Raw genomic sequence first — 11,404 nt, 5'->3', positions numbered from 1 at the left:
CGGGAGTTAGGGCTCTGCTGGTGTCAAATCTGGCTCAGTCGTCGGTGCCGCGGCCAGAGATGGCATCGCGCATCCGATCGAAAAGGCCTGCGACGGGTCCGAGCGCCTTGTCGCCGGGCGGCTGGTCCGGTGCGGAGGGGTGCGGCCGGGTAGGTGCCATCTTCTTGACCCGCTCGACTTTCGCGCCTATTTCCATCAGCTCGTCGGCACTGAAGATGGTTCGCATATGCGGAAACATCTGGCCCTCTTCTTCGGCGACGTGTTCGCGGATCTCGCGCATCAACGTCGCGAGCTGCTCGTCGAAGGCCGGATCCTCGGGTTGCAGGGACTCCAACCGCTTCATCGTGATCTCGGCCTCGGCATGCTCCTGCTTTGCGCGTTCGGCTTCGGCCTCGCTGACCTTCTCCTTCACCCGCGGATACACCTCGGCCTCTTCAGCGACCGAGTGGCGCACGAGCTCGATGGTGGCCTGATCGACCAAATCCTTGCGGCGGGTCCGGCCCTGCTCATCGGTGACGCCGCGCAAGCCTTCCAGCTCGGCGAACATCTGCTCGACCTCACGATGATCGTGGGTGAGGATCTCGATTACGTCGCGTTGACTCTGTGCCATGAACCTCTCCTGCCCTGAGTGACACGCAGCGCCCGCCGCGCGGTCGGCAACGCTCTGCTCGGCTCAACTGCCGCCTGCACAATGCTGCTGCCAGCAGAGCTGACGCTAGCCCGAAACACGACTCCGGCACAGAGCCCGGCAGGAGCCCACGGACGGTTGCCGACGAGCTCTTGGCTGCTGTCAAGCGGCCTGCGGCGTTGGGTGCGTTCGGGCTCAAGGATCCCGGGCGCCGCGATGGGCAGGGCCGTTACGCCTTTGGAAACGCCCTCACTATCGCCATGACGATCGGCACCGGCCGGGGCCCGGCTGGCGATCGATGACACCGGTGCCGGGTTCGCTGGCCTGTCCCACATCCTCAAACTCGCGCCTGACTTGATCAAACTTGACCGCGTGCTGACAACCGGCATCGACACCGACCCCGCGCGCCAGGCACTGGCCGGGGCGCTGGTCCACTTCGCCTGCGCGACCGACGCGAAAGTCATCGCAGAGGGCATCCAAACCGCCGGTGAACTGCACACCGTCCACCAACTCGGCGTCCACTACGGCCAGGGCTACCTTCTGGGCCGCCCGCACCCGCTGCGCCACCTCATGGACTTCGACCCCGTACGCACCAGCCCCCACCGCTGAGCACCCACCGCGCCCCTCAACGCTTCGCCGCGATCCTGGCGTTCCGGGCGGTCGGCCGAGACGTGTGGGCGTTCGGCTTCTCGACCACGATCACAGGGTCACAGTGAGTCGAGCGGCTGGAGTCTGCGGTCCTCCAGCCGCGGGGGGTGCTGCGTCCCCGGTCGGCCGGGAGCTTCGGCCGAGGCCTCGACCGCGCTTTGGGGGTCAGCTCGCCGCGCGATGATCTAGTTCCGGCTGCTGGGGTTCGCCGTTGATGTCGGCGAGCAGGTGGGCGGCTCGGATCAGGGCGGTGCCGATAACGAGCGCCTTAGCGGGGGAAGGTCGTCTGAGTCCTGGAGGAAGACGTAGAGCTGGGCGGGCTCGGGATGGGCGGCGGTGCCGTCGGCGTAGACGAGGACTGCCTGCGCGACGGTGACCTCGTTGACCTCGTTGACCTCGTCGGCCATCAACCGGGCGTCGTGGTTGAAGCTGATCGTGCCGTCCCGGTCGATCGAGGCGGGAACATGCTGTGGCCCCGTGGTGCACCACCGCGGGCAGGTGCGCGCCCCTGCGGCGCGGTCGGCTGGGGCGCGGCTCACCGACATGATCTGACTCCAATCTGCGTGTGCGCGCCGGGTTCACGGGCTCGGCCGGCGTCACATCTTCGAGCAAGACGTCGGCAAGCGAACACCCGACGTAGGTGAACGGCTACCCATTGTAGGCGGCTAACTCGGGCCGGGCCAGCTTGTCGCGGCGCGTGCCTGTGGGCTGGTCAACGCGCGTACGTGGCCCAAGGCCGCCCGTGGCGCCGGCAAGGGCGTCGAGCTGCAACCACGGATCCTGTTCCAGCGTCGACACCCGGACATATCCCAACCGGTAACCCCGAGCCACTCCCCCGCCAGCCATGGCCGACCTGGAAAACAACTCACCGACACTAGCTGGTTGACACCCAAGATTTCCGACATGAGTTTCCGACATAGTTCGCCCGGCGTGTCGCCGCCGATGGCCTAGTGTCAGAAAAACGATCGTCTATGAGACACCACGCACCGCTGGCTGGGTTATCCGTCTTTGCTGGGCTCACGGTGTAACACAACCCGTGTACTTAAACTACGGCACGGTACCTACAGTTTGCGATACATTACCTCATGGCCCTCGTCGGATACGCGCGCGTCTCCACCACAGACCAACACCCCGACGCCCAGACCGACGCCCTCACCGCCGCCGGCTGCGTCGAGATTTTCACCGATCGTGCTTCGGGCACGCTCGCCCGACGACCGGCACTCGATGAGGCCCTGAAATACCTGCGGACCGGTGACACCCTGATCATCACCAAACTCGACCGCCTCGGCCGGTCGGTGAAGAACCTCAAAGACCTCGCCGACCAGCTCCAGGACGCCGGTGTTGCACTGCGCGTGCTGAGCCAAGGTATCGACACCAGCACCCCCGGCGGGCGTCTCTTTTTCCACCTGCTCGCCGCGATGGCCGAGTTCGAGCACGACCTCATCGTCGAACGCACCCACGAGGGACTCGCCGCCGCGCGCGCCCGCGGGCGCACCGGTGGACGGAAACCCAAGATGACCAAGAACCGCATCACTCAAGCCCGCGCAATGTATGACGCCGGCGAACTCACCGTCCAAGAGATCGCCGACACCTTCGGAGTCAGCCGCCCCACCATCTACCGGCACCTCGACCAAGCCACCTAGAACGCAACATGATGAGACGTACAGATCGTTGCTTACTACCTATAAGGTCAATTCGGGCGCGTCATGACGGACTGGTACACCACGGATACGATCTCCGTCGGCACAGACACGAGACACAATCGGGGGCTAGCAATGTGAGCGAGGATCCGTTCGCTGATCCGGTCGGCTACGAAGGTGACGACGTCAACGAGACGACGTTCGCCCAAGGGCGCCTCGCTGGACACGTCTACCATTCCAACCCGTTCCCCTATGCCCGCCCAGGTTCGTCAGATAACGGCAACCCAGCGCGGTTCGTCTACCAGGTCTTCGACAACCCAGCCGAGTCTGGCTTAGTTCTTGACGGCGAGGAGTACTTGGTCTCGCAGACGCCCGCGGGCCGGTTCCAGTTCAAGCTTGTCGTCGTCCGTGACGTCGGCCGCGTCAAAGAACTTTGGGTCCACCGTGTGCCCACGAAGGAGAGCGCAGCGTCGGCGAAAATCCTCCTGAACCTGAAAGGGGACGACGCGCAGCGGTTGGTCGACATGCTCAAGACGCTCGATCACATGCCGCTGGACGGTACTGCTGCCCGTATCCCGGAATCAGTCATCCAGGACATCTTGAACGATCCCACGGCGTTGGAGCGCGCGTACAAGCAGCAGGGTGACCGCTTCCGGAACCTCATCGAAGACGATCCGCGTGCTGCCGACGTGATGGCCCTCGCCCGCCGACGCAAACAGGTAGAGATTTTTCATCGGCTGCTTGAAGACGACGGGTTTTTCGACAGCGTGGCCGACGCTGCGAAGGACAAGAAGCCAGAGGCGGTCTGGCAGCGCTTCTTCGAGAGCAACCCATGGATCTTGGGGATGGCCCTCGGCACCCAGCTGTTGACCTCCTGGGATGCGGGCAAGCTGGAGCAAGTGACGGCTGGCCGCTCTGTGTTCGGCGTGGGCAAGCGCACCGACGCGCTGATGACGACTTCCGGCCGCATCAAGTCGATGGTGTTCGCCGAGATCAAGACCCACCGGACTCCGCTGCTGGAGCGCGACTTCTACCGGGCAGGGTGTTGGGCTCCAGCCAAGCACCTGTCCGGCGGCGTGGCCCAGGTGCAAGGCACCGTTCATCGAGCGTCCCTTGGTTTCATCGACCGTTTGCAGAAACAGGACGCGGACGGGACCGACAGTCTCAACGATTTCGCGTACCTCCTCCGGCCGAAGTCCTACCTGATCGTCGGACAGCTCAGCGAATTCGAGAGCGATGCTGGCGGTCACCACCAGGACAAGATCCGATCATTCGAGCTGTACCGGCGGCACCTCGACGAGCCCGAGGTGATCACGTTCGATGAGCTGCTAGCGCGAGCTGATTGGCTCGTTTCCACGGTAGAAGCGGACCTGATCGAGCCTCCCGCGGTTTGGCAGGATTGATTGGGGGGTGACGCTGCTTGCCGACTGGCAGCCTCAACGGTCAGTCTCGTAGCGCAGCCGAATCCTGGGTGCCCGTGGAGCAGCGGGTGTAACTCGATCAGCATCGCGCCAAGACCCGAGGACTGCACCGTTGGAGCTACCTTCACCGGGCATTAAAGCGGACAGGTCCTGCGGGAATCGGTGCTGCCGACGGGCCGGGCGATCTGCATCATGACGGTTCGAGCTTGAGGCGTTCCGGTGGAGGGTCGGCTACCGGGCGGAGACAAAGGTGCTTGAGGCCGGTTGGTGTGCTGTTACCGGCGGTGCGGGCTCACCGGTTTTGACTCGCCTTGCATTAGGACGTCGTGGATGGTGAGCCGCTGGAGTTCGGTGGCGACTGCGTCGGCGACTTGGTGATCGAGAGCGGTCAGTGCCTTTTGGACACTGCGGCCGACCGCACACCGTGGGTTGGGTCCGTGCAGCCCGAGTACCGGTTGGCCGCCCTGGAGGAGTTTCCAGATCTGTTCGAGGGTGATGTCCCTGGCGTCGCTACACAGTTCCCAACCCCCGTGCTTGCCCGGGTGTGAGCGCACGAGCCCGGCGTCGCGCAGCGGACCGAGCACCCGGCGCACGTAAACCGGGTTGACGTTGGTGCTCTCGGCCAGTTCGTCGGAGCTCGTGGTGCGGCCGCGGCCTTCGCCGGCTAGGTAAGTCAGTACGTGCACGGCTACCGCAAACTGCGTGTTTCTCGATGTCGCCACGACAACCATGTTGCCATACCGCAATCGTTGCGGCTACGGTTAGCGTTTTCGTAGCCGCCACAGTTGCAATAAGGAGCAGAGATGACCATCGCTATCACCGGAGCCTCCGGTGCTCTGGGACGTGCAGCCGCCGAACTGGTGCTGCTGACCGTCGACCCGCGCGAGGTCGTGCTTACCACTCGGCGCCCGGACTTGCTGGCCGACCTCGCCGCTCGTGGAGCACAGGTGCGGCGGGTCGACTTCACCGAGCCCAGCACGCTGGCGACCGCGTTCGTGGGCGTCGATCGTCTGCTGCTGATCTCCACCGACGCGGTCGGCTCCCGCCTGGACCCCCAGCGTGCTGCCATCGCCGCCGCTGCCAGAGCCGGCGTCGGGCACATCATTTACACCTCCGTCCCCGAACCGGTGCCGGACAACCCGGCCCGGGTAGTCTCCGATCACGCCGGCACCGAGCAGGCGCTCCGGGACAGCGGTATGCGGTGGACGTTGCTGCGCAACAACCTCTACGCGCACATGCAGGTGCCGGGCATCGAGCACGCTGCCGCGTCGGGCCGACTGGTGACCAACGGCGGCGAGGGTGCCACCGCCTACGTCACTCGTGAGGACTGCGCGGCGGCAGCGGCCGCCGTTCTGACCCAGGACGGCCACGAGGGCATGACCTACGACATCACCGGACCCGAGGCAGTCAGCGGCGGCGACCTGGCCGCGCTGGCCCGCGAGTTCGGCGCATGCGAGGTCGAACTTGTCAACGTTGACGATGCAGAGTTCAGCGCCGGTCTGCTGAAAGCCGGACTTGCAGAGGAGGTCGCAGGTTTGGTGACGTCGTTCGGCGCATCGACCCGCGAGGGCTACCTCGCGACCGTGAGCACCGCGGTCGCCGATCTGACCGGCCGCCAGCCCACCCCGCTCGCAGACCTCGTCCGGGCACAACCCGAAGTGCCTGATCCTGATCACCGAGACGTCACGCTGCATGGAGATCAGAAATGACGACACAGACACGCACCGCCGCCGAGGCCGGACGGTCTCGCGCCAGCGGGGTCGTCGTGCTGCTGATTCTCGGGGCGCTCGTTGCGCTCGGACCGTTGTCTATCGACGCCTACGTCCCCGGTCTGCCCCGCCTGGCCGCCGATCTGGGTAGCACCGCCTCCACCGCACAGCTGACGGTGACGGCCTGCTTAATCGGCCTGGCCGTCGGTCAGCTAGTGGCCGGGCCGATGAGTGACGCGCTGGGCCGGCGCGGACCTCTGCTGGCCGGAGTCACCGTCTACACGGCGGCGGGTTTGGTGTGCGCCATCGCACCGAACATCGCGCTGCTCATCGTGTTCCGCGGCGTGCAGGGCATCGGGGGCGCCTTCGCGCTCGTCATCGCCTACGCCTGCGTCCGTGACCAGTACACCGGCAATGCAGCGGCCCGGTACTTCTCGCTGCTGCTGCTCGTCACCGGCCTCGCCCCCATCCTCGCCCCGCTTCTCGGTGCCCAAATCCTGAGCCTCTCGGGCTGGCGCGCGATCTTCCTAGCGCTCGCCGTAGTGAGCGGCGCCGTGCTCATCGTCTGCGTGGGCGCGCTACCGGAAAGCCTGCCCCGCCAGTCACGTCAGCCCGGCGGCCTACGAGCAACCGGCTCTGTGTACGTCCGCCTGCTCCAGGATCGGAGCCTTCTGGGTTACGCCCTGACCAACGCGTTCGTGTTCGCGGCCATGTTCGCCTACATCTCCGGATCCCCGTTTGTCCTCGAAGACATCCACGGCCTGTCCCCACGGCAGTACAGCATCGTGTTCGCCGTGAACGCCCTCGGACTCGTCGCCGCGGCACAAGCGAGCGGTCGACTCGTCCACCGCGTTGATGCGCGGCTGCTGCTGGGTGCGGGCGTCGTCGGCTCGGCAGCCGGTGGCGTCGCCCTCCTGATCGTCGTCGCCACCAATGCAGGACTGTGGCCCCTACTCGTCGGATTCTTCATCGTGGTCACCAGCGTCGGACTCGTGTTACCCAACGCCGCCGCATTGGGACTGGAAAACCATGGCGCCAACGCCGGTGCCGCAGCCGCACTTCTCGGCTTCGGCCAATACATGTTAGGCGGACTCGCCGCACCCTTGGCGGGGATCCACGCATCCAACGGCGCCCTACCCACAGCCATAGTCATCGCCGGGCTCGGGCTTACAGCGTTGATCACTCTCGCCACCCTCTTACGATCAACACCCAACCGCCAGACCTGACCGCGGACCGATCGGCTTACGAGACGATGTCGCGGCAGCAGTCCGGCCTCATGACACGATCGACTGGTGCCCAGGACGACCGCACCCATGGTTTCAGCGGGAAGCATGGCCCTACGAGCGCAACCGATTCTACGGGTGGACGAGTTGCTTCTTCGGCCGTGGGAACCAGCTGACGTTACTGTGCTCGTCGCCGCTTACGACGACCCGGCCATCCTGACACTGGCATGCCCGGTCGATGACGGAGGCGGAAGCAGCGGACTACGTGTCCGCCGCGATGAAGCTCCTCATAGAGCAGCCTGAATCCTGCAAGCGCCGCGCGTCACCCTACGACATCGAGCTTGCGGCCGCGTCGAATGCTGCAGGTGTCGTCGCGATCCAGCCGGTTGAGGCCGTGCCGCGTCGTCTGACTGAAGTCACCGGCGTGGAACGTTTGCCGGTGGCGTCGAGCACACTGATTGATGGATCTCGAGTGATCGGTGGCCGGGACGGTGCGCTGGCTATGCGGATACGCGGTCGGTTTCTGTCCGGTTCCAGTGCCGGTCGGTGGTGATCGCGGTGAGGAACGCGGCGGCGACTGTCTTCGCGGTGGAACCGGTGATGACGCCGGGTTGGGTGAGGACGTTGGTGACGCCTACGGCGGTGCGGACCAGGTCCTGTGCGGCTCCGGTGGCGGCGATGGATTTGTAGTGTTTGAAGGTTTCTTCGATGAAGTGAACGGCGTCACCGTTGGCTTTGAGGGTGGTTACCGCCGCGGCGCCGCCGGGTACGTAGAGGGCGTCGTATTGAACCGAGCGGGTGGTCAGGATGCTGTAGTTCACCGCCAGCTTGCCCGCGGTGGTGGCGATGGTGCCTTCGTGCGGGGCGATGACGTCGCTGCCGACACCGTCTTTCTTGAGCTGCTGTTGCATGTCGGTGATGTCTGCGCCGTGGGCGCCGTCAGCGGTGAGGATCGCGACCCGGCGGGTATGCGGGCTCTTCGGGGTCCGGTCCTCACTCAACGCAGGCGACGGTTTCACCCCGGTAGCTACTTTCCCACCGGGTGTGGGTAGCCCCAGACCGACGGCGACCTCGTGCACGAGCCGACCGTCCACGTTAGCGAGCAGCGCGAGCATCCGGTGTTTCACTGCTGGGGCGCTGACCTTGCCCAGCTCGAAGCGCAACGCATCAATGACGTGCTGCTGCTCCGGGCCGGTGAGGCTGCGAAAGAACAGGGTCGCTTGGGTGAAATGGTCGCTGAAAGTCGCGCTGCGGGCCCGAGCTTTCGGTCCTGAGACGATCTCGGGGTAGGACACATAACCGCCCTTGGACGCGGGGGCTTCGGTTGCGTCGCCGCCCAAGGAGTTCGGTTCGTAGTTGACGTTGCCCGGGTGGTTGGCGTAACGCATCGCCGAGTCCTGCTGGTAGTTGTTCACCGCCGCGTGGCTTTGGTTGATCGGGAGTTGGTGGAAGTTGGCGCTGCCGAAGCGGTTCAGTTGGGTGTCGAGGTAGGAGAACAGGCGACCCTGCAGCAGCGGGTCGTCGGTGAAATCGATGCCCGGCACAACATGGCCCAGGTGGAAGGCGACCTGCTCGGTCTCGGCGAAATAGTTGTACGGGTTGCGGTTCAGCGTCATCTGTCCCACCCGCACGACCGGCACGACCTCTTCGGGCCACAGCTTCGTCGCATCCAGAATGTCGAAGCCGACCTTCGCGACGTCACGTTCAGCGAGGAGTTGGACACCGAAGTCGAACTGCGGGTACTGCTTGTCGTTGATCGCCCGGGCCAGGTCGCGGCGGTGGAAATCGGGGTCCACACCACCCAGCTTCTGCGCCTCATCCCACACCAGGGAGTGCACACCCAACGTCGGCTTCCAGTGGAACTTCACGTAGGTCGAGTTCCCGGCGGCGTTGACCAAGCGGAACGTGTGGACACCGAACCCCTCCATCATCCGCACGCTGCGGGGGATACCCCGATCAGACATCACCCACATGATCATGTGCATCGATTCCGGGGTCAGGGAAATGTAATCCCAAAAATTGTTGTGGGCGGTGGAGGCCTGCGGAAGTTCCAGCATCGGCTCCGGTTTGAACGCGTGCACCAGGTCCGGAAACTTGATCGCATCCTGGATGAAGAAGACCGGGATGTTGTTGCCGACCAGGTCCCACACTCCTTCGCTGGTGTAGAACTTCGTCGCGAATCCGCGCGCGTCCCGCGCGGTGTCCGCCGATCCCCTCGACCCGTTGACGGTAGAGAACCGGACGAACACCTCCGTCGTGGCCGAGGTGTCGGTGAGTAATTTCGCCCGGGTGAATCGCTCCAGCGACCGGGTCAGCCGGAAAACCCCATGAGCGCCCGCCCCGCGGGCGTGGACCACCCGCTCCGGGATCCGCTCATGATCGAAATGCATGATCTTCTCGCGCAACGCGAAGTCCTCCAGCAGCGTCGGACCGCGACTGCCGGCATGCAACGAATTCTGGTCATCAGCGATCCGCAGGCCCTGATTCGTGGTCAACCGCGACCCCACATCGACCCCGGGACCGCCCGATGGACCATCAGCCACCGGCGCCACCGGCGCTACCGGCGCCACCGCCGCCACGGCCGGCGAGGCGGCACCGGCACCCAGGACCGGGGCTACCGCTGCCGCCCCCGCCCCAATCCCTGCGGCCTGAAGCAACCGCCGCCGGGTCACGCCGCCCTGCGGCGCGTCCGCAACTGGATCTGGCTGCTGCTCACTCATCAGGTCCTCCAAAGAATCGCCCAGAAACGGATCGACCGGCACGCATCTCCCGTGGTGCAACCGTTGGACACCACGAATGGACGAGCCCGACGCCGCGACCCACATCGGCTCGGGGTCACCGCCCTGACGTCGAGTAAAGCACCTGCCACACAACGGCGCGAAGATCGGGCAGCCCAAAGCGTCGCATCGCATCGCGAGCCCTCAAACGGGATGTCGCGGCGAGGCCGCCTGGGCGCGTCGGACACCCTGGCTGCGGCCGCCGCCAGCCTGGAAGGCGACCAGGGTGGGCCGCTCACCGACGCCGCGGCCGCGTTCGACCGCGCCGGGCGCGACGTGGTACGGCGTTGCGCTCAGCCGGTCGGAGGATCACGCTCCTCGCGCCCGGCACGAGTCATGCCGGGGCACGTGTCGCGGCCGTCACCGTCGCCCTCGCCGGCCTTAGTCGCTGCTGTCGCGGATCTGCGCCACGCCCAGCAGCGGCTTCACAGGTCGAGGCCGCGAATTTGTCGGCCGAGTGGCTATGGGTCTGAGTAGTAATCGAGCAGGATCGTCCGTTAAGCCTCAGGGTCGGTCGGGTCTCGGAGTGGTCTGAGTTGGCTTCGGGTCAGATCGGCTGCGGTGAATTGGTGGCGCCCCAAGAGGTTGATGTGGTCGTGTTCCAGGGGTGACAGCCGTTTGAGGTCGTCGTCGTGAACTTCGTAGCCGCTAGCGCGCAACTGGTTGAGGGCTGCGTCTTGGTATCGGCTGTTCCACAAGACAATGGCGTTGACGACGAGCCCGAGGGCTCCGAGTTGGTCTTCTTGCCCTTCGCGGTACCGCTGCCGCAGCTGCCCTCGTGGGCCGTGGAAGACCGCGCGGGCGAGGGCGTGGCGGCTCTCGGTGCGGTTGAGCCTGGGTGAGGATGCGGCGGCGGTAGGTCTCGTCGTCAAGGTAGGCGAGCAGGTAGAGCGTTTTGGCGATCCGGCCGAGTTCGGCGACGGCCCGTCCTAGTGGGGTGGGGCGGCCGCCTCCTTGTAGGACGCGGAGGAGGTTTGAGGCTTGGACGGTTCCGGTGGCGAGGCTGCCGGCGATGCGCAGCAGGTCGTCCCAGTGAATGGCGATGAGGTCGGTGTCGATGTGGTGGCGGGCGAGGCCGTTAAGCGGCCCGTAGTCGGCGCAAGCCAACGCCGAGCTATTCGAGTCTCCGCCGTCATTCCAAAAGGTCGACATTCTCGCTGCGCGCGAAAACCACTGATTCCCCGCAAGCGCGACCGATCGCACCATCAGCACGACCCGTCCCGAAAGAGGATCCTTGGGTTCTCGCGGTGATCGCAACACCTGACTGAGTGGAGGTGTTGACCATGCGGTTCGCTAATCACATGATCACGGAGAACGTGCAGGTGTTTTGGGCCGAGTTGCAGCGTGGCGAGTTCATC

At 65.3% G+C, this 11,404-nt stretch carries 10 protein-coding genes and 1 pseudogene; 6 read left to right on the top strand and 5 right to left on the bottom strand.

All coding sequences use genetic code 11. The features are described 5' to 3' along the window. Nucleotides 1-34: 34 nt before the first annotated feature. Nucleotides 35-610: a hemerythrin domain-containing protein gene (locus RM423_RS23040; protein WP_311425391.1), complete on the bottom strand. Its 576-nt coding sequence runs from the start codon at nt 608-610 to the stop codon at nt 35-37. Nucleotides 611-916: 306 nt separating this feature from the next. Between RM423_RS23040 and RM423_RS23035 the strand changes: the two genes are divergently transcribed. After that, complete coding sequence (locus RM423_RS23035) at nt 917-1,237, top strand: EAL domain-containing protein (protein WP_311425392.1); 321 nt, start codon at nt 917-919, stop codon at nt 1,235-1,237. A 281-nt stretch (nt 1,238-1,518) separates the two neighbouring features. On the opposite strand, the gene RM423_RS23030 is transcribed toward RM423_RS23035, so the two are convergent. Continuing rightward, nucleotides 1,519-1,815, bottom strand: coding sequence for a hypothetical protein (locus RM423_RS23030; RefSeq protein WP_311425390.1), 297 nt, complete (start codon nt 1,813-1,815; stop codon nt 1,519-1,521). A gap of 546 nt (nt 1,816-2,361) precedes the next feature. Between RM423_RS23030 and RM423_RS23025 the strand changes: the two genes are divergently transcribed. Further along, complete coding sequence (locus RM423_RS23025; RefSeq protein ID WP_311425389.1) at nt 2,362-2,919, top strand: recombinase family protein; 558 nt, start codon at nt 2,362-2,364, stop codon at nt 2,917-2,919. 134 nt (nt 2,920-3,053) lie between these two features. Further along, nucleotides 3,054-4,319 carry a Shedu immune nuclease family protein gene (locus tag RM423_RS23020; RefSeq protein ID WP_311425388.1) on the top strand — a complete coding sequence of 422 codons (1,266 nt, stop codon included), beginning with the start codon at nt 3,054-3,056 and terminating at the stop codon, nt 4,317-4,319. A 293-nt stretch (nt 4,320-4,612) separates the two neighbouring features. Here the strand turns inward: RM423_RS23020 and RM423_RS23015 are convergent, their stop codons facing one another. After that, nucleotides 4,613-5,059, bottom strand: a complete 447-nt coding sequence (locus RM423_RS23015; protein WP_311425387.1) for an Rrf2 family transcriptional regulator — start codon at nt 5,057-5,059, stop codon at nt 4,613-4,615. 81 nt (nt 5,060-5,140) lie between these two features. Between RM423_RS23015 and RM423_RS23010 the strand changes: the two genes are divergently transcribed. The 3 genes from RM423_RS23010 (at nt 5,141) to RM423_RS23000 (ending at nt 7,822) form a co-directional block, all read left to right on the top strand. Beyond that, nucleotides 5,141-6,046 carry an NAD(P)H-binding protein gene (locus RM423_RS23010; RefSeq protein ID WP_311425386.1) on the top strand — a complete coding sequence of 302 codons (906 nt, stop codon included), beginning with the start codon at nt 5,141-5,143 and terminating at the stop codon, nt 6,044-6,046. Next, nucleotides 6,043-7,272 carry a multidrug effflux MFS transporter gene (locus RM423_RS23005; protein ID WP_311425385.1) on the top strand — a complete coding sequence of 410 codons (1,230 nt, stop codon included), beginning with the start codon at nt 6,043-6,045 and terminating at the stop codon, nt 7,270-7,272. Before RM423_RS23010 ends, RM423_RS23005 begins: the two co-directional genes overlap by 4 nt. A 235-nt stretch (nt 7,273-7,507) precedes the next feature. Continuing rightward, nucleotides 7,508-7,822 carry a hypothetical protein gene (locus RM423_RS23000; RefSeq protein ID WP_311425384.1) on the top strand — a complete coding sequence of 105 codons (315 nt, stop codon included), beginning with the start codon at nt 7,508-7,510 and terminating at the stop codon, nt 7,820-7,822. Here RM423_RS23000 and RM423_RS22995 read toward each other — a convergent pair. Both RM423_RS22995 and RM423_RS26060 read right to left on the bottom strand, forming a co-directional pair. Next, on the bottom strand, nt 7,770-9,989 hold the full coding sequence (locus tag RM423_RS22995; protein ID WP_311425383.1) for a catalase: 2,220 nt from the start codon (nt 9,987-9,989) through the stop codon (nt 7,770-7,772). The genes RM423_RS23000 and RM423_RS22995 overlap by 53 nt on opposite strands. Nucleotides 9,990-10,543: 554 nt before the next feature. Continuing rightward, nucleotides 10,544-11,144, bottom strand: a pseudogene (locus tag RM423_RS26060) (Tn3 family transposase); the annotation flags it as partial. Nucleotides 11,145-11,404 lie beyond the last annotated feature (260 nt).

This window comes from Jatrophihabitans lederbergiae (assembly GCF_031845305.1).
GTDB classification, from domain to species: domain Bacteria; phylum Actinomycetota; class Actinomycetes; order Mycobacteriales; family Jatrophihabitantaceae; genus Jatrophihabitans_A; species Jatrophihabitans_A lederbergiae.
This window is presented reverse-complemented; position numbering and strand designations above follow the sequence as displayed.

Coding starts and splice junctions, on each gene's coding strand:
- RM423_RS23040 (WP_311425391.1), bottom strand. CDS start 610: ATGGCACAGAGTCAACGCGACGTAATCGAGATCCTCACCCACGATCAT.
- RM423_RS23025 (WP_311425389.1), top strand. CDS start 2,362: ATGGCCCTCGTCGGATACGCGCGCGTCTCCACCACAGACCAACACCCC.
- RM423_RS23010 (WP_311425386.1), top strand. CDS start 5,141: ATGACCATCGCTATCACCGGAGCCTCCGGTGCTCTGGGACGTGCAGCC.
- RM423_RS23005 (WP_311425385.1), top strand. CDS start 6,043: ATGACGACACAGACACGCACCGCCGCCGAGGCCGGACGGTCTCGCGCC.
- RM423_RS23000 (WP_311425384.1), top strand. CDS start 7,508: ATGACGGAGGCGGAAGCAGCGGACTACGTGTCCGCCGCGATGAAGCTC.
- RM423_RS22995 (WP_311425383.1), bottom strand. CDS start 9,989: ATGAGTGAGCAGCAGCCAGATCCAGTTGCGGACGCGCCGCAGGGCGGC.